Genomic DNA, 21,535 nt, shown 5'->3' with positions numbered 1-21,535 from the left:
TGGCTGTTGCTCCACGTCCTACCAGGCAGAGCCGCACTGAGCTCCGCACGTCCGACGGTCAGCGGGCGATCTCGGTGACCCGGGACTCGCGCACCACCGTGACCCGGATCTGACCCGGGTAGGTCAGCTCCTCCTCGATCTGCTTGGCCACGTCCCGGGCCAGCACCGCCGCGCCGATGTCGTCCACGTCGTCCGGCTTCACCATCACCCGGATCTCCCGGCCGGCCTGCATGGCGAAGACCTTCTCCACGCCGAGCTTGCCGGCCGCGATCTCCTCGATCCGCTCCAGCCGCTTGACGTACGCCTCCAGGCTCTCCCGCCGCGCCCCGGGCCGCCCGCCCGAGCAGGCGTCCGACGCCTGGGTGAGGACCGCCTCGATGGTCTGCGGCGGCACCTCGTTGTGGTGCGCCTCGATGGCGTGCACCACGTCCTCGGCCTCGCCGTACTTGCGGGCCAGGTCGGCGCCGATGATCGCGTGGCTGCCCTCCACCTCGTGGGTGAGCGCCTTGCCGATGTCGTGCAGGAACGCGCACCGCTTGATGGTCGGCACGTCCAGCCGCAGCTCCGCGGCCATGGTGCCGGCGATGTGCGCGGTCTCGACCAGGTGCTTGAGCACGTTCTGCCCGTACGACGTCCGGTAGCGCAGCCGGCCCAGCAGGGTGACCAGCTCCGGGTGGATCTCGGTGATCCCCACCTCGACCAGGGCGTCCTCGGCGGCCCGGTGGCACAGCTCCTCCACCTCGTGGCGGGCCAGGTCGTAGACCTCCTCGATCCGGTGCGGGTGGATCCGGCCGTCCAGCACCAGCTTCTCCAGGGTGAGCCGGCCGACCTCCCGGCGTACCGGGTCGAAACAGGAGAGCAGCACCGCCTCGGGGGTGTCGTCGATGATCAGGTTGACGCCGGTGACCGACTCGAAGGCGCGGATGTTGCGCCCCTCCCGGCCGATGATCCGGCCCTTCATCTCGTCGCCGGGCAGGTGCAGGACGCTGACCACGCTCTCCGCGGTCTGCTCGCTGGCGACCCGCTGGATGGCGTCCACGACGATGTGCCGGGCCCGCTGCTCGGCGGTGCCCCGCGCCTCCGACTCGATCTCCCGGACCAGCAGCGCGGCCTCCCGCTTGGCCTGGCTCTCGATCGACTCGACAAGCTCCGCGCGGGCGGCGTCGGCGGTCAGCCCGGCCACCCGCTCCAGCTCGCGGCGACGCCGCTCCTCCACCTCGGTCAGCTCCCGCTCCCGCTCGACCAGCGCGGCCTCCCGGGCGGCGAGCGCGGCGGTGGCGGCGGTGAGCTGCCGCTCCCGCTCGGCGAGCCGCTCCACCTCCTCGGTGTGCAACCGCTCCCGCTCGTCCATCCGGGCCGCCCGCCGCTCGACCTCGGCGGCCTGCTCCCGGGTGGTGGCGGCGAGCACCGCCACCTCGCGCTCGCCGCTGCGCCGCGCGGTCGCCCGGAGCTGCTCGGCGTCCGCCTCGGCCTGCTTGTGCGCCCGTTCCAGCACGGTGTCCGCCTCGGCGCGGGCGTCGTCGAGCACCCGCCGCGCCTCCGCCCGGGCGGCCTTCGCCTCGGCCTTCGCGGCGGCCGCCTCCGCACGGGCCGCGGAGGCGGCCGACTTGGCCACGTCGATGGTGCTGTTCACCTCGTCGGCCGCGGTGCGCAGCGCGGCCAGGGACTGCTCCTGCCGGTCCTTCTCCGCGATGAAGGCCGGGTCCTCCGGCGCGGGGGCCAGGCTGAGGCGCTTGAGCGTCCGTACGCCGAACAGCACGGCCCCGACCACCACCGCGACGAGCAGCAGCACCACCACGACGAGGACGACGTCGAAGGCGCTCATGCCACCGCTCCGCACCGGTAGGTGCCGACCGGCCGCGCCGAACCGGCGGACGCCGCACCGGCCGACGCCGCACCGGCCGACGCCGCGCCGGCCCGCGCCCCACCGGCCGATGCCGCGCCGCCGCCCGGCGAGGAGCGGCCGGGACCGTGTGGCAGACCGCCGGTGAACCTGTGCCGCCCCGCCATGGCCGCCTCCCCTGAAACGTCGGCGCCGCAGGACGCGCGAAGGGCACGCGCCTGCGGCTCTGGACGCCCGACCGGAGCGGCTGGCTGTGGGCAGCTTTCCGTCGGCGGTGGCCCCTCGTTGGGCACCGCCGGCGGCCGGTTGCAGTTGTCGGACGCGCCGGACAGGGCCGGAGCGACCGTCAAGGGCCGGTGAAGCTGGCCAAAGTGATGCTGTTCTGTTACGAGATCTATGTTGTGCGCTTAGCCTGCGTTGGTCGGGCAAAGTGAGCCTGTATGGCGAGGCTAGGTCGCGAGGGACCGTTCGGTCAAGGAGTCATGATCAAACCACCCGGACGGAGAGAAGTTGCTCCGTCACGCAGTGGTGAGAATATGCCGGACAGGCTTGGACAAACCTCGCCGGCCTTCACCGCAGCGTGACCTTCTCGGCCTGCTCAGGTGCCCTGCCATCGCACGAGCACGGCATTGCGCCGGGGCCACGCACGAATGATCCACTCCACTTCGTCGAAGTGGTGGCATCCGACGACCCGCGACCCCACCGCTCCCCCGAACTGGTGTCGATCACGCCGCAGGCGTGGCCGCCGGGCCCGGCCGGGAGGACCACGTTCAGCGGGCGACCCGAACACCTCGGTCAGCGGGCGACCGGGGCGGCCACGGGCAACCGGCAACCGGGCGGCCACGTTCAGCGGGCGTCCAGAACACCTCGATCAGCGGGCGCCCAGGGCCAGCGCGGCGGCGACCAGGGTGGCGTTGTCCGGCGCGGTGGCGCCGTCCGGCAGCAGCAGCGTGTCCTCCAGGCCGATCCGGACGGGCAGGCCGCGGCGCACCGCCTCGGCGAACACCGGCCAGGTCGCCGGGCCCTCGCCGTGCAGCAGCACCGGCGGGCGTCGGTCGGGCAGCGCGGCGAGGATCGCGGCGGCGTCGGCGAGCGCCGCCTCGGCCGCCTCGGCCATGCACTCGATGAGGACCCGCCCGGCGGGCGTCGACCAGCGGCGCCAGGCGTCGACCGCCGCCTCCGTCCAGAGGCCCGCCTCCACCATGACGCCGCGCTCGTGCAGGGCCGCGGCGACCGCCGCAGCGCCGGGTTCGTGGGCGTTGACGGAGGCGAAGTCGGGCAGCACCGGCCAGGCGCGGACGGCGGCCACCCGCTCGGCCGGGTCGGGGACGATCCACGCTCCGGTGCTCACCCCGACCGGCAGGGCGGGACAGGCGGCCCGGACGGCGGCCACCGCGGCCGCGACCACGGCCGGGTCGAGCGATTCGGCGCCGCCGTCGTCACGCGGGTGCACGTGCACCGCCGTCGCCCCGGCGTTCGCGCAGCGGACGGCGTCGGCAGCCAGCTCGGCCGCGGTGAGCGGCACGGCCGGGTGCTCGTCCCGCCGCCGGCCACCGTTGAGACACGCCTTGAGCATCGGTGTGCACCCTCCTCAACGCCGTCCGCGACGACGACGGACCGAACCGGGCGGCCCAGAACAGCGGCCGACCGCGACAGGGGCTGGCCGCAACGAGGGCCGGCCACGACAGGGGCCGACCGCGACAGGGGCCGACCGCGACGAGGGCCGGCCACGACAGAGGACGACCGGGACAGCGGGCGGGCCGCGACGGGTCAGTCGTGCCGGCGGGCGTCCAGGTCGTTCTCGGCGTCGGCCAGGGCGTCGGCGTCGATGTGCTCGGCGAACTCGGCCGCCTCGGCGCTCTGCGCGGCGAGCGCGTCCTTGACCGCACGGATCGCCACGCCCGCCGGGTAGCCCTTGCGCGCCAGCATGCCGACCAGACGCCGGAACACCGCGTCGGGCTCGCCGCGGGCGGTGCGCAGCTTCCGGTCCACCAGGGCCCGGGCCGTCTCCGCCTCGGTCTCCTCGTCGAGCCCGTCGAGGGCGGCGCCGGCCACCTCGCCGTCCACACCCTTCTGGCGCAGCTCGTTGGCGAGCGCCCGGCGGGCCAGCCCGCGGCCGTTGTGCCGGCTGCTCACCCAGGCCCGGGCGAAGGCCGCGTCGTCGACGATGCCGACCTCGTCGTAGCGGTCGAGCACCTGCTCGGCCACCTCTTCGGAGATGCCTCGCCGGGCCAGCGCGCCGGCCAGCTCGGCCCGGGTGCGCGGCCGGGTGGCGAGCTGCCGCAGGCAGATCTCCCGGGCCAGCTCGGCCTCGTCGCGCGGCGGGGCCGGAGCCTCCCCCGGGTCGGGCTCCGCAGCGCGACGGCCACGGCGGGGCTGGGGCGTGCCGGTAGCGTCACCCGCACGGGGCGGGCCGGCATCCCAGCCCCGCCCCGTGCGGGCGCGTCGTCCTGCCACAGGTCAGCGGATCAGAAGTCGACCGGCGGCAACTCCGGGCCGCCGGTGGCGTCGCCCGCACCACCGGTGCCGACGCCGAGCTTCTCCAGGATCTTCTTCTCGATCTCGGCCGCGACGTCCGGGTTCTCGCGGAGGAACTCGCGAGCCTTCTCCTTGCCCTGACCGAGCTGGTCGCCGTCGTAGGTGTACCAGGCGCCGGACTTGCGGATGATCGCCTGCTCCACGCCGACGTCGATCAGCGAGCCCTCACGGGAGATGCCCTTGCCGTACATGATGTCGAACTCGGCCTGCTTGAACGGCGCCGCGACCTTGTTCTTCACGACCTTGACCCGGGTGCGGTTGCCGACCACGTCGGTGCCGTCCTTCAGGCTCTCGATGCGGCGCACGTCGAGCCGGACCGAGGCGTAGAACTTCAGCGCCCGACCACCGGTCGTGGTCTCCGGGCTGTTGTGCACCATGACGCCATCGACGAAGTAGTTGTGGTTGCCCTCCACCTCGATGTCAAACCGGTTCATCGATCGGGTCCGGGGCTTGACCCGCACGTCGATGACCCGCGCCGGCACCGGCGTGAGCTCCTCCGGCACGAACTGCGGCTCCACCGCGCACTGCCCGCGGAATCTGGCCAGGAGCTTCGACTCCATGGCGACCGGCACGTAGGGCGCGACGAGCGCCTGAAACCTCGCCGACGCATCGGTGGTGAAGACGATCGACGCGGTCCGCCGCGCGCCACGGGCCGCCAGCTTCACGTCCAGGCCGTACGCGTCGCGCAGGTGGTCGACCAGACGGGTCCTGGTCCCCTCCGCCATCGCCTCGACGCAGATCTCGATCCGACCCGAACCACCGGCCGTTCGCTCCTGCAGGCCCTTGGAACGCAGCGTGAAGCAGCCGTCGTCCATGAACCACACGGCGAGCGCCAGCGGGGTGAGCGCCTTGAGGTAGTCCCAGTTGAGATGCTTCTTGCCGTCACCGAGGTAGACCGCGCGACGCAGTTCGTCCAACTCGGGCAGCGGCGTGAAGTCGACGAAGCTCGCGCCACGGGCGTCGGTGCGGCGGGCATGGCTGATGTTGCCCAGCAGGGAGACCTTCCAGTCGAGGTAGGCGACCTGCTGGGCACCGTGCCCCAGCCGGAAGCGGACGCCGGAGCGGTCTCGCCGGTTCGGCGAAAGCGCCCCGTCGCCCATCAGCGAACCGAGCACGACCTGCCACTGCTGCTCGCTGAGACGACGAGACTCGGCCAACATGACCCGGTCACCGGCGATCAACTCGCCCGCCTCCCGCCAGCCGCCGGGCGTCCGGATCATGTGATTGGCGGTCGCGGCGAATTGGGCACGACCGTTGCCGCCGGACTTGGCGACGGTGAACTGGAGGAACTGCTCCGCCGGCCCGTTGTTGAACCAGTTGGTGATCCGCTTGGGCTCCACCCGGTCGGTGTCCGGGTTGTAGGAGAGGACCTCGACATCCATCCGCTGGTTGACGATCTTGCCGATCTTCTCCTGCGTGCCGTCGGCCAGGGTGACCCTGGTCGAATACGACATGCAGCCGAACATCACGCCGATCTTCTCGCGGAGCTGGTTGATGAAGATCGCGGTGGTGCCGGTGTTGTTGAGCACGCCGGTGATCTTCCGCAGCGCCTGGCTCATCAGCCGGGCCTGGAGACCGACGTGGCTGTCGCCCATCTCACCCTCGATCTCGGCGCGCGGCACGAGCGCGGCGACCGAGTCGATCACGATGATGTCGATCGCGCCGGAGCGGACCAGCATGTCGGTGATCTCCAGCGCCTGCTCGCCGGTGTCCGGCTGGGAGACCAGCAGGGCGTCGGTGTCGACGCCGAGCGCCTTGGCGTATTCCGGGTCGAGCGCGTGCTCCGCGTCGATGAACGCGGCGATGCCGCCCGCCCGCTGGGCGTTGGCCACCGCGTGCAGGGCGACAGTGGTCTTACCGCTGGACTCCGGACCGTAGATCTCGACGACCCGGCCGCGGGGCAGCCCGCCCACGCCGAGCGCCACGTCGAGCGCGATGGAACCGGTCGGCGTGACCGCCGTCTGCACGACGGGCCGCTCCCCCAGCCGCATCACCGAACCCTTGCCGAACTGCTTGTCGATCTGAGCGAGAGCAAGGTCGAGCGCCTTCTCCCGGTCAGGACCTGCCGCCATCGTTGCCACCCCTGCCTTCGCCGGCGTCTTTCCTGAGCTTCGCGTCACGCGGGACACGCTAGGCGCTGGGTCCGACAGAAAACCAGCCGACGGGCCGCGAACTGTGGACGAGCACCCCGCTGTGGACAATAGCCGAACAGGTGTACGACTGGGCAAGCGACACGCGGGGCCGACGAAAAGGCTGCTCAGCGTAGTCGGGCAGGCACCCGGTCGGGATACGCGGCGACCACCGCGCGCCACACCACGTGCGTCTCCTCACCGGCCGCGAGCGCCTGCTCGACGGTCCGCCCGCCGAGCTGGGACAGCACCTGGTCGCTGGCGATGCTGGCCGCGTACCCCGGCCCGAACGCCTCCTCCAGCCGCGCCCAGAAGTCGGTCAGCCGCACCTGTTCACTCCTCCTCGTCGAGTGGTTCCGCACCGGGACGCCGCAGCGCGAGCGCCACCAGCGGCACCACCGCGATCGCCGCCAGCAGGGTGAGCGTCGGGTACCCCACGGCCCCCATGACGAACCCGCTCACCGCCGCCGCACCCGCCCCGGCCAGCCCCATGAGCAGGTCGGACAGGCCCTGCACGCCGGGCCGGTCGGCGGTGGGCACCGACTCCGACAGCAGCGTCGAGCCCGCCACCATGGTGCCCGACCAACCCAGCCCGAGCAGCGCCAGCCCCACCGAGAGCGCCGGGGTGCGGTGCCCGGCCGTGCCGGCGACCGCGCACGCGGCCAGCAGCAACGCCACGCCGCCGAGGATCACCGGCCGCCGGCCCAGCCGGTCGGTGAGCCAGCCCGTCACCGGTGAGAACGCGTACATGCCGGCGATGTGCAGGCTGAGCACGACGCCGACCACGCGCAGCAGGTCCGCGTCGGAGTGCCACTCGTCGAGGTGCACCGGCGTCATCGACATCACCGCGACCATCACCAGATGCCCCACCGCGACCGCGGCGATGCCGAGCCGGGCGGCCGGCCGGCGGCGTACCGTGCGCCACGCGGCGGCCATCCCCCCGCGGTGGGTGACCTGCGGGCCGGAGCCGGCGGTGCGGACCGACTCGGCCGCCGCCAGCCGGCGCGCGGTGAGCAGCGGGTCCGGCCGGAGCAGGACCAGGAGTACGCCGGCGGCCAGCGTGAACGCGACGGCGCTGACCAGGAACGGGCCGGCCAGCAGCGGCAGGCCCCAGCCGTGGGTGACGCCGTCGGCGAGCGCGGCGAAGTTCGGCGCGGCCACCGAGCCGATCGTGGTGGCCCAGACCACCAGCGACAACTGCCGGCCCCGGCGCGCCGGCTCGGCCAGGTCGACGGCTGTGTAGCGGGCCTGGAGGTTGGCCGCCGTGCCGCCGCCGAACAGCAGCATGCCGGCGAAGAGCAGCGGCACCCGGTCGGCCACGACGGCGACCACCACCAGCGCGCCGCCGACCGCGCCGACCAGATAGGCCAGGACCAGACCGGGTCGCCGTCCGCGCGCCGCCATCAGCCGGGTCACCGGTACGGCGAGCAGCGCGGCGCCGACCACGCCGGCGCTCTGCGCCAGCCCGGCCAGGGCGGTGCCGGCGACCCGGGCGGCGAGCAGCGCACCGACCGAGATGCCGATGGCGACGCCGACGCCGCCGACGATCTGGGTGAGGAAGAGCAGCCGGAGGGTGCGCCGCTGGAGGTCGGCGACGTCGGGCCGGGGCGGGGCCGGCGCGGTCAGATCGGTGGCCATGGTGCTCCTGGTGAGGACGGGTGCCTCATCGTCGCGCACCGGGCCGGCCGCCCCGCAACCGGTTTCGCTACAGGCCGAGCCCGCGGCCGATGATCTCCTTCATGATCTCGGTGGTGCCGCCGTAGATGGTCTGCACCCGGCTGTCCAACCACGCCTTCGCCACCGGGTGCTCCAGCATGAAGCCGTAGCCGCCGTGCAACTGCACGCACCGGTCGGCGACCTTGTTCTGCAACTCGGTGGTCCACCACTTGGCCTTCGCCGCGTCGGTCACCGACAACCGGCCCGCGTCGTACTCTTCGACGCAGTGGTTCACGAACGTCCGGGCGATGGTGACCTCGGTGTCCAGCTCGGCCAGGAGGAACCGGTTGTGCTGGAACCGGCCGATCGGCCGACCGAACGCCTCCCGGGACCGGGCGTGCTCCAGCGTGAGCGCGAGCAGCTTCTCGCAGGCCGCCACCGCGCCGACCGCGATGCTCAGCCGCTCCCGGGGCAGGTTCGCCATCAGGTGGTAGAAGCCCTGGTTCTCGACGCCGACCAGGTTCTCCGCCGGCACCCGGCAGTCGTCGAAGAACAGCTCGGCGGTGTCGTTGGCCTTCAGACCGACCTTCGCCAGCCGGCGTCCCCGGTCGAACCCCGGGGTGCCGCGCTCCACCGCCACCAGGCTCACCCCGTGCGCGCCCTGCTCCGGAGCGGTCTTGACCACCACCACCACGAGGTCGGCCAGCTCACCGTTGGTGATGAACGTCTTCTGGCCGTTGAGCACGAGCGTGTCGCCGTCGCGGACCGCTGTGGTGCGGATACCGGCCAGGTCACTGCCCGCGCCCGGCTCGCTCATCGCGATGGCGGTGACCAGATCCCCGGAGCAGAAGCCCGGCAGCCAGCGCTTGCGCTGGTCGTCGGTGGTCAGCTCGGTCAGGTACGGCGCCACCACGTCGTTGTGCAGCCCGAACCCGAGACCGGTGCAGCCGCTCGCGACGATCTCTTCGTCGAGCACCGCGTTGAACCGGAAGTCGCGCTGCCCGCCACCGCCGTACGCCGGGTCGACGTCGGGGCCGAGCAGCCCGGCCGCGCCGGCGGCCCGCCACACCTCCCGGTCGACGATGCCCTCGGCCTCCCACCGCTCGTGGTGCGGCACCGCCTCCCGGGCGAGGAACCGGCGGCACAGGTCCCGGAACTCTTCGTGGACGGGCTGGTAGAGATGCTGCTCCATGGCGGCCAGTCTGGCACCGCTCACCCGGGCCTGGACAGGGGCGGCATGAGCGAACGCACCGAGCGGAGCGAGGGCCGTGAGCGCATGCCCGGTCAGTACAGCCGCGCTCGCAACCGGCGCTCCCGGCGCGCGGTCAGCGCGGCGGCGGCCAGCACCGCGACCAGGACGATCCCGAACCCGATCGCGGTGGATGTCCGGCCGACGCCAACGGCGAGCGCGATCAGCGGACCGAGGAACAGCGTGGCCGCGACCGCTGCGCCCAGCGCTCCCCGGTGTACCGCCGGCAGGTCGTCGGTGACCGCCGTGCGGCCGGCCTCGTCGGTGGGCGCCGCGCCCCGCCGCAGGGCGACCTCGGTGATCCGCCAGCCGGCGGTCCGCTCCGACTCGGCCGGCGTACGCCGCTTCCGGCTCATCCAGCCGGTCCGGCTCAGCACCAGGAGGAAGATCCCCCAGATCACGCCGCCCAGGCCGGCCCGGACGACCGCGACCGAAACGGAGCCGTCCCGCTCCTCCCAGAGCCGCAGCGGCAGCCAGCACAGCGTGGCGACGATCATGAAGATCACGTACGGTCCGGGCGGGCCGAGCCGCACCAGGGACGCGGAGCGGTCGTCGGCGGACATGCCGGGACCGTACCCGGGCGGGTCGCTCGGCAATCCGGTGTGGACGCTGGCCGGCCGGGCCGGGACACGTCAGGATGGCCGGATGGGCACGTTGACCGGAGAGCAGATCGCCGACGCCGGGTTGGACGGGTGGACGTTCCTGCTCGGCGCGTTGCACACCCGCATCCGTACCCCGGATTTCGCGACCGGCCTGGCGCTGGTGGCCGCCGTCGGCGCGGAGGCCGAGCGGGTCGACCACCATCCCGACCTGGACCTGCGCTACACGTTCGTGGACGTGCGGCTGTGGTCGCACGACGTCGGCGGCGTCACCGGGCGGGACCTGCGGCTGGCCCGGGCCGTCACGGCGCTCGCCGCCGAGGCCGGGCTCACCCCGTCGTACGCCGGACTGTCCCGCCTGGAGCTGGCGCTGGACAGCCCGGAGCACGCCGCCGTGGCGCCGTTCTGGCGGGCGGTGCTGGCCGGGGACCAGGCACGACCCGGCGACGACGAGGTGCGCGACCCGGCCGGGGCGCTGCCGACGATCTGGTTCCAGGGCTCGGGGCGCGACGAGCCCCGGCAGCACTGGCACCCGGACGTCTGGGTCGACCCGGCCGAGGTCCAGCCCCGGCTGGAGGCCGCGCTGGCGGCCGGTGGCACACTGGTCAGCGACGCGGAGGCCCCGAACTTCTGGGTGCTCGCCGACCCGGACGGCAACCGGGTCTGCCTCTGCACCTGGCAGGGGCGCGGCTGAGCCAGCGGGCCGGGAGCCGTCGCCACGAGTGGAACACCATGGGTGCCTCAAGGCGCCGAAGACACCCATAGCGTTCCACCCACGCCTCACCCAGCTCACGAGTGGAACACCATGGGTGCGTCAGGGCGCCGCTGACACCCGCCGGAGGGTCGGCTGACGGCGAGACCGCAAGGACACAAGCGGGGGCCGGCGAGACGTTTCCTTGCCGCGACCAAGGAGGGGCCGACTCAGCGCAGCGCGCCGGCCGCCACTTTGAGGTCGGCGACCAGGCCCTCGTACGCGATGTCCTGGTTGTCCGCGCGGAGCACGGCGGACGGGTGGATGGTGGCCAGCAGCCGGGTGTCCGGCGCGTCCGCGACCGCGCCGGCGCGGTCCACCGGGACCCGCGCGAAGTCCTCCGGATGCTGCGCGGCGGCCGGCCAGGGCAGCAGGTCGCCGCGTTGTCTCGTCACCCGGAACGTCGGGCCGAGCAGCGCCTTGGCGGCGGTGGCGCCGAGCACCACCACGACCTGTGGGCGCAGCCGGGCGAACTCGGCGACCAGCCAGGGCCGGCAGGCGGTGATGTGCACCCGGTCGGGGGTCTGGTGGATGCGTCGTTTGCCGCGTAGTTCGAAGCGGAAGTGCTTGACCGCGTTGGTCAGGTAGATCTGGCCGGGGTCGAGGCCGGCGTCGTCGACCGCTTTGCGCAGCAGCCGCCCGGCCGGGCCGACGAACGGCGGCCCCTGCTGGTCCTCCACGTCGCCGGGCTGCTCGCCGACGAAGACCACCCTCGCGCTCTCGTCGCCCCGGCCGAAGACCGTCTGCGACGCGTCCCGATAGAGCTCGCAGCCCCGGCAACCGGCCGCCGCGGCGCGCAGCGCGTCGATGGTGTCCGCCTCCGGCGGGATGAACTCCTGCGCTCCGGGGGCGCTCTCGGTTTCGGCCATGCGGACCGTTCTACCCCGTCCGCCGTCCGGCACGCGGCATCTCCCCGGCGCGTGTTAAGCGGGGCTCCCTCCTATACCGGAGGCGTTAATAGGGGGCCCGGCCTTGCACCGGGTGGGTGGCGCGGGCGACGGCGTCGGCGAGAGCGGGGAGGTCGGGCTCGTCGAGGGAGCTCACGGTCAGGCGGATCGCGGGGGCGGCGGCGATCCGGTAAAGGCTGCCGGGCGCCACCGACCAGCCGGCGTCGCGCAGCGCGGTGACCGCGACCGTCTCGTCGGGCACCGGCACCCAGACGTTGATCCCGGTGCGGCCGTGCGCGACCACCCCGCGCGCGGCCAACGCCGCGACCAGCCCGTCGCGCCGCCGGTCGTAGCCGTCCGCCGCGCGCCGCACCAGCTTCGCGGTGGCCGGGTCGCGCCACAGCGACAGGACCAGCCGTTGCAGCACGGTGGACACCCAGCCGGCGCCCACCCGGGCCCGGCCGGCCACCCGGGCCACCGTGGCCTCGTCCCCGGCGAGCACGGCGAGCCGCAGGTCGGGTCCGTAGGGCTTGCTCACCGACCGGACGAAGGCCCACGCCGGGGTCGCTCCGGCGAGCGGGTGCAGGGGTACGCGGGCCAGCTCGGCGGCGTGGTCGTCCTCGATCAGCAGCAGGTCGGCCCGGCCGGCGAGCAGCGTGCGCAGCGCGGCGGCCCGCTCGGCGGAGACCGCCGCGCCGGTCGGGTTCTGCGCCCGGCTGGTCACCACCAGCGCGCGGACCCCGGCGGCCAGCGCGGCCCGCACCCCGGCCACGCTCGGGCCGTCGTCGTCCACCGGCACCCCGACGGTACGCAGCCCGAGCGCGGCGACCAGGTCGAGCAGGTTGGCCCAGCCCGGGTCCTCCACCGCGACCGCGTCGCCGGGGCGCAGGTGCGCGGCGAGCAGCCGCTCGATGCCGTCGAGCGCGCCGCCGGTGACGGTCAGCTCGGCGGCCGGCACGCCGTCGGCGGTGAGGCGTTCCCGGGCCACCGCGGCCAGCTCGGGCAGGACGGCGGCGTCCGCGTACCCGGTCGGGGACCCGAACTCGGCGGCGAGCGCGGCCAGGTGCGGCCCGAGCGGGGGCAGCAGCCGCCGGTCGGGGTGCCCGGCGGAGAGGTCGCGGGTGCCGGGTCGTGGCGGGGGCGCGAGCGCGGCGCGGCGGGTGGCCACCGGCGGGCGGGGCCGGACCCTCGTGCCGTGCCGGCCGGCGGTGGCGACGAGGCCGCGGTGCCGCAGGTCCTGGTACGCCTTCGCGACCGTGGCCGGGCTGACGCCCAGCTCGCCGGCGAGCGCCCGGACCGCCGGCAGGGCGTCGCCGGGGACGAGCGTGCCGGCGCGGATGCCGGATTCCACGCTCGTCGAAATGGCCGCCGAGGTGGACCCGCTGACCTGATAACGTGCTGCCACAATTTACGGATTGTACTAGAACAAAGGTGGGATGCCGGATGTACCCCGCGACCGCACGCACCACCGCCACCCGCACCCGGGACCGGATGCGCTACGACCGGGCCACCGTCCACGCGCTGCTGGACGAGGCGTACCACTGCGCGCTAACGTTCGTGGTGGACGGTGAGCCACGGATCCTGCCGACCCTGCACCTCCGCGTCGACGACACGCTCTACCTGCACGGCTCCACCGGCAGCCGGCCGATGCTGGCCGCCCGGGGCGAGGCCGGGCTGCCGGTCTGCGTCGCGGTCACCCACCTCGACGGGCTGGTCTACGCCCGCTCCCAGTTCCACCACAGCGCCAACTACCGCTCGGTGGTCGCCCACGGCACCGCCCGGCTGGTCGACGACCCCGACGAGAAGGCCCGGGCGCTGACCGCGCTGGTGGAGAAGGTGGCGAGCGGCCGGTCCGCCGAGAGCCGGCCGCCGAACCGCCGCGAGCTGGCCGAGACCGCCGTGCTGGCGCTGCCGCTGCGCGAGGTCTCGGTTCGCACCCGGACCGGCGGGGTCAACGACGAGCCGGCGGACGAGAGGCTGCCCCACTGGGCCGGGGTGCTGCCGCTGCGGCTCACGCCCGGGCTGCCCGAGCCGGCCCCGGGCGTCACCGCGCCGGTCCCGGCGTACCTGCGGCCGACGCGGTCCCCCTGGCTGGACCCGGTGGTGCTGCGCGGCGAGCACGTGCTGCTGGAGCCGCTGGACCTCGCCCACGCCGAGGAGCTGCACGCCGCACTCGACGACGAGGAGGTCTGGCGGCACGTGGGCAGCCGTCGCCCGACCAGCGTGGACGACACCGCCGCGCTGATCCGCGCGGCCCTGGACGCTTGGTCGCGGGGCGTGCGGACGCCCTGGGTGCAGCGCTGCGCGGCCACCGGGGCGGTGGTCGGCACCACGTCCTACCATGAGCCGGACGCCGACCTGCGGGCGGTGGAGATCGGCCACACCCAGCTCGGCCGGGCCTGGTGGCGCACCGGCATCAACACCGAGGCGAAGCTGCTGCTGCTCACCCGCGCGTTCGAGGAGTTGGACGCGGTGCGGGTCACCTGGCAGACCAGCACGCTCAACGAACGCTCCCAGCGGGCCGTCGAGCGGCTCGGCGCGGTGCGGGAGGGGACGCTGCGGTCCAACCGGCGGCGTGCCGACGGCACCTGGCGGCAGTCCGCGCTCTATTCGATGCTCGCCGACGAGTGGCCGACCGCCCAGCTCAAGCTCCGGGAGCGCCTCAAGCTCGCCGCCGGCTGAGGGGTAAGGAGGGGCCCCCGGTTAACGCCTCCGGTAGAGAAGGGGCCCCCTCTCACCGCCCCGTGTGGTGGGCAGCGCGGTGCTCAGGTGCCGTCGCCGCCACCGCCACCGACGCCGCCGCTGCCGGCCGTGCCGCCGAGCCCGTACCCGGGTGCGACGGGTTGGTCGGGATGGCGGCTGACGTGCGCCGACTCCCGGACCGTGGCCGACCAGTCCGCATGCGCGGCGGCGGCGGCGTGCCGGTCGATGGCGTGCCGCAGCCAGCCGTCCACCGTCGACACCCAGTCCCGCCGGTCCGCCCCGGCGTGCCAGACCCGGAACCGGCTGATGCTCTGGTGGGTCACCCCGGCCAGGGAGAGCCGCCGGTCCAGCCAGAACAGCACCTCCATGCCGGCCGGGTCCGTCCACATGATCACTTCCAGCTCGGTCATCGGCCCGGCGTAGAGCGGCGCGGCCCAGAAGCCGAGCCGCTGCTGGAACGGCAGCGTCTGCGCCACCTGCGGCAGCCGGCCCTGCTGGAGCCCGGCCTGCCGCATCACGAAGCCGAGCGTGTCCAGCGCGGCGAGCAGGTGCTGCTGGGTGGGCAACGGGTGGACCAGGACCGGCACCATCTCGCCCTGGTCCAGGTCCGGATCGACGGACACCTCGGTCCGCAAGCCGGTGCGCAGGGTCAGCAACGGCACCCCGCCGAACACCGTCACCGGCGTCTCCCAGGGCAGCGGCACGGCGAAGTCGACCGCCCGCCGCCGACCCGCCGGCACCACGAACCGGCCCGCGATCGGCCACTGGTGATACTGCACGAGCCGGCGTGACGCTCCCGGATCCTCCGGCTCGACCTGCGCGACAAGTCCCAGCCGGATGTGCCGGACCACGATGTCCTCGCCGTCGGCGCGCAGCGTCACCCGTCCCGGCAGGCGCAGGCCCGGGCGGGTGCTCGGGTTGGGCAGGGTGGTGCTCACCGAGAGCCCGGTCCAGGCCGGTCCCCTCGACACCCCCGTCACCCGCATATCGCGACATTCCCCTTCCCCGCCGCCGCATGCCCCCCCGCCCCCCGATCGCACGCCTGTTTCACGGAAACAGGGGCTGTCCGAGCTCGGACAGCCCCTGTTTCCGTGAATCTGCGGCGAAGGGGGGTGGGTGGGTGGGTGGGTGGGTGGGTCAGCGCAGGCGGCGGCCCCGCGGGACCGGGTCGGTTTCGTCGTCGAACTCGCCGATGACCTCCTCCAGCAGGTCTTCGAGGGCGACGAAGCCGATCGGGCGGGTCGGGCCGCCGCCGTTGCGCACCAGCGCGAGCTGCGCCTGCCGGCCCCGCATGGCGGCCACCGCCTCGGTCACCGATGCCTCGGCGGGCAGCGTGAACGCGCTCGTCATCAACTCACCGGCTGTCGCCGGCCGGCCGGTGGTGACTGCGCGCACCGCCTCGCGTACGTGCACCAGGCCGCACACCTCGCCACCGGCATCGACCACGGCGAGCCGGGACCGGCCGCTGTCGCGGGACACGTGCTCGATCCGGTCGGCCGTGTCGTCCCGGCGCACCGTGACGATCCGGTCGAACGGCTCCATCACCTGCGCCACGGTGGTGCCCTGCAACTCCAGCATGCTGGTCAGCAACTGGTGCTGTTCGGCGCCGAGCAGCCCGTGCTCCCGGGACTGCTCCAGCAGGATGCGCAGCTCGTCCGGGCCGTGCACCTGGGCGAGCTGGTCCTGCTGCTGCACCCCGACCAGCCGCAGCATCGCGTTGGCCAGGCCGTTGAGCAGCGACAGCACCGGGCGGGCGATCCGGGCGAACGCCCGGAACGGCAGCGCCAGCAGCATCGCCGAACGCTCCGCGTCGGTGATCGCCCAGGACTTCGGCGCCATCTCACCGACCACCAGGTGCAGGAACGTCACCAGACCCAGCGCGAACACCAGCGCGACCACGTGGCTCGCCGCGTCGGGCAGGCCGACCGCGTGCAGCAGCGGGCTGAGCAGGTGCTCGATGGCCGGCTCGGCCAGCGCGCCCAGACCCAGCGTGCACAGCGTGATGCCGAGCTGCGCGCCGGCCAGCATCAGGCTCAGCTCGCGGACGCCGTCCAGCGCCGCGCGGGCCGCCCGGCCACCACCGGCGGCCGACTGCTCCAACCGGTAACGCTTCGCCGCGACCAGGGCGAACTCGGCCGCCACGAAGAACCCGTTGAGCGCCAGCAGCACCACGGAAAAGATGAGCGCGAACCCGGGGCTCATGCCGCACCCTCCCCGGCCACGTCGGCGGTCGACCGCAGCCGGACCGAGTCGGCCACGTGCCGGTCCACCGCCAGCACCTCGACCAGCACCCGTGGGCCGGTGGACGGCTCGTCACCGTCACCGGCCGGCGCGATCTCCAGCCGGTCCCCGACCTCGGGGACCCGGCCCAGCTCCCGCATCACCAGGCCGGAGAGCGTGTCGTACTCGGGCGCTTCGGGCAGCTCGATGCCGGTGCTGTCGGCGACCTCGTCGATCCGCCAGCGGGCCGGCACCACCCAGGAGCCGTCCTCCTGCCGGGCCGGCGCGCGTTCCGGCGGGTCGTCCTCGTCGCGGATCGGGCCGACCAGTTCCTCGGCGAGATCCTCCAACGTGATCACGCCGGCGAACCCGCCGTACTCGTCGACCACGCAGGCCAGTTGCCGGTGCCCGGACCGGAGCCGGTCCAGCACCGTCGGCAGCGGCAGCGTCTCCGGCACCAGCAACGGGGGTACGGCGACCGCGCCGATCCGGGTACGCGAGCGCTCGGCCGGCGGCACCCCCAGCACGTCGGCGATGCCGACCACGCCGATCAGGTCGTCGACGCCCTCGGCCCCGCGCACCGGGAAGCGGGAGTGGCCGGTGTCGAGCATCTCGACGACCCGGCTGACCGGCTCGTCGGCGCGGACGGTGTGCACGTCCACCCGGGGCACCATGGCCTCGCCCGCGGTCAGTTCCCGGAAGTCGAGCCCCCGGTCCAGCAGGTCGGACATCTCCGCGTCGAGGTGCCCCTCCTCGCGGGACTCGGCGATGATCTGTTCCAGGTCGGCCGGGGTGGCGCCGCTGGGCAGTTCCTCGATCGGCTCGATGCCGACGCGGCGGAGCAGCCGCACGGCGGCCCGGTCGAAGAGCGTGATCAGCGGGCCGGCGACTCGCAGGTAGATCAGGGTGGACCGGGACAGCGCCCGGGCGAGCGGCTCGGCCCGGGCGATGGCCAGGTTCTTCGGGGCCAGCTCACCCAGGACCATCTGCACCACTGTGGCGATGACCAGGGCCAGCGCCACCGACAGCGGCAGCGCGACCGCGCCGGACACCCCGGCGAGGCCGAGCAGGTCGGCCAGCCCGGCGCCCAGGTAGGGCTCGGCGACGTAACCGACCAGCAGGGCGGTCACGGTGATGCCGAGCTGGGCGCCGGAGAGCATGAAGGAGAGCCGCCCGGTCACCTCCAGGGCCCGGGCGGCGGCCCGGTCGCCACCGTCGGCGAGGTGTTTGAGCTTGCCGCGGTCCACCGCGACGTAGCCGAACTCCTGCGCCACGAAGTAGCCGGTGGCGGCGGTGAGCACGGTGATGAGAAGGAGACCGACGAGGATCAACACGGGAGGTTCAGGGCTCCCGGGGTCGTCGGGAAGGAAAGATGCCGGGTACGACCCGGCCGGCTACTGCTGCCCTCCGGGGCAGGAGAGTCGATCATGCCGCCATTTTATCGGTGCTCGCTGGACGCCCGCTGAAGGTGCCGGGAACCCTCCCCCACGTCCCGTTTCACGGCTCGGCCAGCTCGTCGACGTCGAGCAGCGAACGGTCCACCCGCCCGGCCCGGTAGGCGGCCCGCCCGATCATCTGCGCGGCGACCGGCGCGGTGGCGAGCTGGAAGATCGCCACCAGCACCAGCATGCCCAGGTCCGACCCGGTACGCAGGCGCAACGCCAGCCCGGCCAGGAGCAGCAGCATGCCGAGCACCTGCGGTTTGGTGGCGGCGTGCATCCGGGCCAGGGTGTCCGGGAAACGCACCAGCCCGATGCCGGCGACCAGGCTCAGCAACGCCCCACCCAACAGCAGGAAACCACCCGCCCAGTCCGCCACCGCACCCGCGCTCACGCTGAGCCCCCTCTCGTTCGCGACTGCGGGGCTCGCAACCCCGGCTCACTCCTCGCGCTCACGCTGAGCCCCCTCTCGTTCGCGACTGCGGGGCTCGCAACCCCGGCTCACTCCTCGCGCTCACGAAGCTGGTGTCGGTTCCCGACTGCGGGGCTCGCAACCCCGGCTCACTCCTCGCGCTCACGATTCGGCCCGGACGGCGAAGCGGACCAGGGAGACCGAGCCGACGAAGCCGAGCATCGAGAGCACCACCAGGACCGGCAACGTGGTGGCGTGCCGGCTCACCGCGGCCTCCGTGGCCACGGCGGCGAGCATGGCCGACAGCAGCAGGTCGGCGCCGACGACGCGGTCGAGCAGCGACGGGCCCCGGTAGATCCGCAGCAGGGCGAGCAGCGCGGTGGCCGAGAGCAGCAGGGTCAGCGCGAGGGCGAGCAGGACGGTCACGGGTCGTTCCTCCGTTCGACGGGTTCGAGGTCGAGCTGGCGTACCTCGGTGGGCGAGCCGACGGCGCGGACGATGCGCCGTTCGACGGCGAGCACGCGGTCGCGCCCGCCGGCCAGGTCCGCCGGGGCGCGCACGTCGAGCAGGTGCACGAACAGCACGCCCCGCGCGCGGTCGATGTCGAGGATCAGGGTGCCCGGCACCAGCGAGATCACCTCGGCGGTGAGCGCCAGGTTCAGGTCGGTGCGGACCCGCAGCGGAACCGCGATGATCGCGCCGCGCGGCCGGTAGCCGGGACGCAACGCCACGGCGGCGACGTGCACGCTGGCGCTGACCAGCTCCGCGACGAACCTGCCGGCGAGCACCAGCAGCGGACCCGGTCGCAGCCGGCCGCCGAAGGTGACCGGCGGCAGCGGGAAGAAGAACAGCACCGCCGCGCCGATCACCAGCCCGCCGAGCAGGTTGCCCCAGGACACCTCGCCCCAGAGCAGCAGCCAGGCGACGAGCAACCAGCCGAGCGCGATCGCCTGGTCGCGCCACCGCCCGCCCCGACCCACCCACGGCGGCCCGCCCGCCGGCGGCCGTTCGGTGGCGCCCCGGTCCGGGGGCGGCACGCCGGTCACGGCATGTCCCGCGGCAGGACCGCCCGGACGTACGGGGTGCGCTGGCGCAGGTCGGCGGCGGCGTCCGCGGTGACCTGGAACAGCGGGCCCGCCACCAGTGTGAGCAGCACGCCGAGCGCCACCAGCGCGGCGGTGGCGCCGACCATCAGGCCGGGCAGCCGGGCGACCGGGGTGGTGGTGGCCAGTCTCGGCGCCCGCCAGAACGCGATGTTCCACACCCGGGACGCGACGTAGAGGGTGAGCAGGCTGGTCGCCGTGCCCGCGGCGACCAGCACGGCGGGCAGGGTGCCGCCGGCCGCCACACCGGCCTGGAGCAGGCCGAGCTTGCCCAGGAAGCCGGAGAACGGCGGGATGCCGGCCAGGTTCATCGCCGGGACGAAGAAGAGCACGGCGATCACCGGGGTGACCCGCGCCAGCCCGCCGAGCCGGCGCAGGTCGGTGCTGCCGGCCCGCTCCTCCACCAGGCCGGCGACCAGGAAGAGGGTGGTCTGGACGGTGATGTGGTGCACCACGTAGAAGATCGACCCGGACAGCCCGGCGACGCTGCTCAACGCCACCCCGAAGATCATGTAGCCGATGTGGCTGACCAGGGTGAAGGAGAACAGCCGCTTCATGTCCGACTGGGCCACCGCGCCGAGGATCCCCACCACCATGGTCAGACCGGCCACCACCATCAGCAGGCCGGACACCCGGCCACCGGGGAAGAGCAACGTCTCGGTGCGGATGATCGCGTACACGCCGACCTTGGTCAGCAGGCCGGCGAAGACGGCGGTGACCGGCGCCGGCGCGGTCGGGTAGCTGTCCGGCAACCAGGCCGACACCGGGAAGACCGCCGCCTTGATGCCGAACGCCAGCAGCAGCATCAGCTCCAGGGTCAGGCGTACGCCGGACGGCACCGCGTCCAGCCGGCCGGCGAGCTGCGCCATGTTCAGCGTGCCGGTGGCCGCGTACACCAGACCCACCGCGGACAGGAAGAGCAGCGACGACAGGATGCTGACCACCACGTACGTCGAACCCGAGCGCAGCCGGGCCTCCGTGCCGCCCAGCGTGATCAGCACGAAGCTCGCGGCCAGCAGGATCTCGAACCCGACGAAGAGGTTGAACAGGTCACCGGCCAGGAAGGCGTTCGTCACGCCGGCGGTGAGCACCAGATAGGTGGGGTGGAAGATGCTCACCGGCGCGGTCTCCCCGGTCTCCGCCCGGCCCTGCCCGATCGAGTAGAGCAGCACGCAGAGCGTGACCGCCGAGGAGACCACAAGCATCAGCGCCGCCAACTGGTCGGCCACCAGCACGATGCCCACCGGCGCCGGCCAGCCACCCACCCGCGTCACCAGCGGCCCGTGCCGGTACGCCCCGACCAGCAGCACCACCGCGACCAGCAGCACACTCGCCAGGCAGAGCACGCTTACCGAGCGTTGCAGCCGGGGCCGCCCGGACAGGAGCAGGGTGAGCGCCGCGCCGAGCAGCGGCACCACCACCGGCAGTGGCACCAGCCCGCTCATGGTGCCGCCACGATTCGCGACTGCGGGGCTCGCAGCCCCGGCTCACTCCTCGCGCTCATGACTCCTCGCCCCGGCGCAGCCGCCGGCGGGCCGGCTCCGGGTCGACCTGTTCCGGGTCGACCTGCTCCGGGTCGTCGTCCGCGCCCTCCCCGCCCAGGTCCGCGGCGGCCACCTCGTCGCGCCCGGCCAGCCGGACGATCTGCCGGTCCTCCAGGTCGTCCTGCACCTCGTCGTCGCCGCTGGTGTGCCAGCTCCGGTAGGCGACCGCGAGCAGGAACGCGGTGAACCCGAACATGATCACCACGGCGGTGAGCACCATGGCCTGCGGCAGCGCGTCGCTCAATCCCCCGGCCGGCGCGGTACCGGCCAGCGGGGCGCCGCCGGCCCGCCCGCCGAGCAGGATGAGCAGGTTGACCCCGTTGCCGAGCAGGATGACGCCGAGCAGGATCCGGGTCAGGCTGCGCTCCAGCATCAACGTGACGCCGGTGGCGACGAGCACCCCGACCGCCAGCACCAGCACCAGCGTCGGCCCGGCCGCCCCCCGCGTCACGCCGCCCGCCG

At 73.8% G+C, this 21,535-nt stretch carries 20 protein-coding genes and 2 pseudogenes; 2 read left to right on the top strand and 20 right to left on the bottom strand.

Translation table 11 applies throughout. The annotated features are described in order from the left end of the window. Window positions 1-58: 58 nt before the first annotated feature. The 10 genes and pseudogenes from rny to AB0H28_RS20110 form a co-directional block, all read right to left on the bottom strand. Window positions 59-1,825 carry a ribonuclease Y gene (gene rny, locus AB0H28_RS20155; protein WP_358042075.1) on the bottom strand — a complete coding sequence of 589 codons (1,767 nt, stop codon included), beginning with the start codon at window positions 1,823-1,825 and terminating at the stop codon, window positions 59-61. An 889-nt stretch (window positions 1,826-2,714) separates the two neighbouring features. Continuing rightward, window positions 2,715-3,419, bottom strand: coding sequence for a 3-keto-5-aminohexanoate cleavage protein (locus AB0H28_RS20150; protein WP_358042073.1), 705 nt, complete (start codon window positions 3,417-3,419; stop codon window positions 2,715-2,717). 194 nt (window positions 3,420-3,613) lie between these two features. Further along, window positions 3,614-4,300: a regulatory protein RecX gene (locus AB0H28_RS20145; RefSeq protein ID WP_358042071.1), complete on the bottom strand. Its 687-nt coding sequence runs from the start codon at window positions 4,298-4,300 to the stop codon at window positions 3,614-3,616. Window positions 4,301-4,311: 11 nt separating this feature from the next. Continuing rightward, on the bottom strand, window positions 4,312-4,815 hold the full coding sequence (locus AB0H28_RS20140) for a hypothetical protein (protein ID WP_358042290.1): 504 nt from the start codon (window positions 4,813-4,815) through the stop codon (window positions 4,312-4,314). Between the two features lie 171 nt (window positions 4,816-4,986). Further along, window positions 4,987-5,835: pseudogene (locus tag AB0H28_RS20135) on the bottom strand (recombinase RecA); the annotation flags it as partial. A gap of 3 nt (window positions 5,836-5,838) precedes the next feature. Beyond that, window positions 5,839-6,453 (bottom strand): annotated as a pseudogene (gene recA, locus AB0H28_RS20130) (recombinase RecA); the annotation flags it as partial. A gap of 185 nt (window positions 6,454-6,638) precedes the next feature. Beyond that, entirely contained in the window at window positions 6,639-6,839 is a 201-nt protein-coding gene (locus AB0H28_RS20125; RefSeq protein WP_091072521.1) for a DUF3046 domain-containing protein, read from the bottom strand. Between the two features lie 4 nt (window positions 6,840-6,843). Next, window positions 6,844-8,148 (bottom strand): MFS transporter, encoded by a 1,305-nt coding sequence (locus AB0H28_RS20120; protein WP_358042069.1) that lies wholly within the window; start codon window positions 8,146-8,148, stop codon window positions 6,844-6,846. A 67-nt stretch (window positions 8,149-8,215) separates the two neighbouring features. Beyond that, on the bottom strand, window positions 8,216-9,358 hold the full coding sequence (locus AB0H28_RS20115) for an acyl-CoA dehydrogenase family protein (protein WP_358042066.1): 1,143 nt from the start codon (window positions 9,356-9,358) through the stop codon (window positions 8,216-8,218). 92 nt (window positions 9,359-9,450) lie between these two features. Continuing rightward, window positions 9,451-9,978, bottom strand: a complete 528-nt coding sequence (locus AB0H28_RS20110) for a hypothetical protein (RefSeq protein ID WP_358042063.1) — start codon at window positions 9,976-9,978, stop codon at window positions 9,451-9,453. Window positions 9,979-10,060: 82 nt separating this feature from the next. Here AB0H28_RS20110 and AB0H28_RS20105 point away from each other — a divergent pair, with 82 nt between their 5' ends. Continuing rightward, window positions 10,061-10,708 carry a 4a-hydroxytetrahydrobiopterin dehydratase gene (locus tag AB0H28_RS20105; RefSeq protein ID WP_358042060.1) on the top strand — a complete coding sequence of 216 codons (648 nt, stop codon included), beginning with the start codon at window positions 10,061-10,063 and terminating at the stop codon, window positions 10,706-10,708. 227 nt (window positions 10,709-10,935) lie between these two features. On the opposite strand, the gene AB0H28_RS20100 is transcribed toward AB0H28_RS20105, so the two are convergent. Together AB0H28_RS20100 and AB0H28_RS20095 are read right to left on the bottom strand one after the other, a co-directional pair. Further along, on the bottom strand, window positions 10,936-11,634 hold the full coding sequence (locus tag AB0H28_RS20100) for a UdgX family uracil-DNA binding protein (RefSeq protein WP_358042057.1): 699 nt from the start codon (window positions 11,632-11,634) through the stop codon (window positions 10,936-10,938). An 85-nt stretch (window positions 11,635-11,719) separates the two neighbouring features. After that, window positions 11,720-13,057: an aminotransferase class I/II-fold pyridoxal phosphate-dependent enzyme gene (locus AB0H28_RS20095; protein ID WP_358042054.1), complete on the bottom strand. Its 1,338-nt coding sequence runs from the start codon at window positions 13,055-13,057 to the stop codon at window positions 11,720-11,722. 38 nt (window positions 13,058-13,095) lie between these two features. On the opposite strand from AB0H28_RS20095, the gene AB0H28_RS20090 reads away from it, so the two are divergent. After that, window positions 13,096-14,334 (top strand): bifunctional pyridoxamine 5'-phosphate oxidase family protein/GNAT family N-acetyltransferase, encoded by a 1,239-nt coding sequence (locus tag AB0H28_RS20090; protein WP_358042052.1) that lies wholly within the window; start codon window positions 13,096-13,098, stop codon window positions 14,332-14,334. Window positions 14,335-14,417: 83 nt separating this feature from the next. On the opposite strand, the gene AB0H28_RS20085 is transcribed toward AB0H28_RS20090, so the two are convergent. The 8 genes from AB0H28_RS20085 to AB0H28_RS20050 all read right to left on the bottom strand — a co-directional run bounded on the left by AB0H28_RS20085 (window position 14,418) and on the right by AB0H28_RS20050 (window position 21,524). Continuing rightward, window positions 14,418-15,341, bottom strand: coding sequence for a sporulation protein (locus tag AB0H28_RS20085; protein WP_358042050.1), 924 nt, complete (start codon window positions 15,339-15,341; stop codon window positions 14,418-14,420). 151 nt (window positions 15,342-15,492) lie between these two features. Next, complete coding sequence (locus AB0H28_RS20080) at window positions 15,493-16,557, bottom strand: hemolysin family protein (RefSeq protein WP_358042047.1); 1,065 nt, start codon at window positions 16,555-16,557, stop codon at window positions 15,493-15,495. Next, on the bottom strand, window positions 16,554-17,909 hold the full coding sequence (locus AB0H28_RS20075) for a hemolysin family protein (RefSeq protein ID WP_358042045.1): 1,356 nt from the start codon (window positions 17,907-17,909) through the stop codon (window positions 16,554-16,556). Before AB0H28_RS20075 ends, AB0H28_RS20080 begins: the two co-directional genes overlap by 4 nt. 163 nt (window positions 17,910-18,072) lie before the next feature. Beyond that, window positions 18,073-18,408, bottom strand: coding sequence for a monovalent cation/H(+) antiporter subunit G (gene mnhG, locus AB0H28_RS20070; RefSeq protein WP_358042042.1), 336 nt, complete (start codon window positions 18,406-18,408; stop codon window positions 18,073-18,075). A 180-nt stretch (window positions 18,409-18,588) separates the two neighbouring features. Beyond that, window positions 18,589-18,852 (bottom strand): monovalent cation/H+ antiporter complex subunit F, encoded by a 264-nt coding sequence (locus AB0H28_RS20065; RefSeq protein ID WP_358042039.1) that lies wholly within the window; start codon window positions 18,850-18,852, stop codon window positions 18,589-18,591. Then, window positions 18,849-19,463, bottom strand: a complete 615-nt coding sequence (locus tag AB0H28_RS20060) for a Na+/H+ antiporter subunit E (protein WP_358042036.1) — start codon at window positions 19,461-19,463, stop codon at window positions 18,849-18,851. Before AB0H28_RS20060 ends, AB0H28_RS20065 begins: the two co-directional genes overlap by 4 nt. Before the next feature lie 5 nt (window positions 19,464-19,468). Continuing rightward, window positions 19,469-20,974 (bottom strand): Na+/H+ antiporter subunit D, encoded by a 1,506-nt coding sequence (locus AB0H28_RS20055; protein WP_358042033.1) that lies wholly within the window; start codon window positions 20,972-20,974, stop codon window positions 19,469-19,471. A gap of 55 nt (window positions 20,975-21,029) precedes the next feature. Next, entirely contained in the window at window positions 21,030-21,524 is a 495-nt protein-coding gene (locus tag AB0H28_RS20050) for a Na(+)/H(+) antiporter subunit C (RefSeq protein WP_358042030.1), read from the bottom strand. Between the last annotated feature and the right edge of the window lie 11 nt (window positions 21,525-21,535).

This window comes from Micromonospora sp. NPDC050980, from assembly GCF_040653835.1.
Taxonomy (GTDB): domain Bacteria; phylum Actinomycetota; class Actinomycetes; order Mycobacteriales; family Micromonosporaceae; genus Micromonospora.
This window is presented reverse-complemented; position numbering and strand designations above follow the sequence as displayed.

Coding starts and splice junctions, on each gene's coding strand:
- rny (WP_358042075.1), bottom strand. CDS start 1,825: ATGAGCGCCTTCGACGTCGTCCTCGTCGTGGTGGTGCTGCTGCTCGTC.
- AB0H28_RS20150 (WP_358042073.1), bottom strand. CDS start 3,419: ATGCTCAAGGCGTGTCTCAACGGTGGCCGGCGGCGGGACGAGCACCCG.
- AB0H28_RS20140 (WP_358042290.1), bottom strand. CDS start 4,815: ATGAACCGGTTTGACATCGAGGTGGAGGGCAACCACAACTACTTCGTC.
- AB0H28_RS20120 (WP_358042069.1), bottom strand. CDS start 8,148: ATGGCCACCGATCTGACCGCGCCGGCCCCGCCCCGGCCCGACGTCGCC.
- AB0H28_RS20115 (WP_358042066.1), bottom strand. CDS start 9,358: ATGGAGCAGCATCTCTACCAGCCCGTCCACGAAGAGTTCCGGGACCTG.
- AB0H28_RS20110 (WP_358042063.1), bottom strand. CDS start 9,978: ATGTCCGCCGACGACCGCTCCGCGTCCCTGGTGCGGCTCGGCCCGCCC.
- AB0H28_RS20105 (WP_358042060.1), top strand. CDS start 10,061: ATGGGCACGTTGACCGGAGAGCAGATCGCCGACGCCGGGTTGGACGGG.
- AB0H28_RS20100 (WP_358042057.1), bottom strand. CDS start 11,634: ATGGCCGAAACCGAGAGCGCCCCCGGAGCGCAGGAGTTCATCCCGCCG.
- AB0H28_RS20090 (WP_358042052.1), top strand. CDS start 13,096: ATGTACCCCGCGACCGCACGCACCACCGCCACCCGCACCCGGGACCGG.
- AB0H28_RS20085 (WP_358042050.1), bottom strand. CDS start 15,341: ATGCGGGTGACGGGGGTGTCGAGGGGACCGGCCTGGACCGGGCTCTCG.
- AB0H28_RS20080 (WP_358042047.1), bottom strand. CDS start 16,557: ATGAGCCCCGGGTTCGCGCTCATCTTTTCCGTGGTGCTGCTGGCGCTC.
- AB0H28_RS20055 (WP_358042033.1), bottom strand. CDS start 20,974: ATGAGCGGGCTGGTGCCACTGCCGGTGGTGGTGCCGCTGCTCGGCGCG.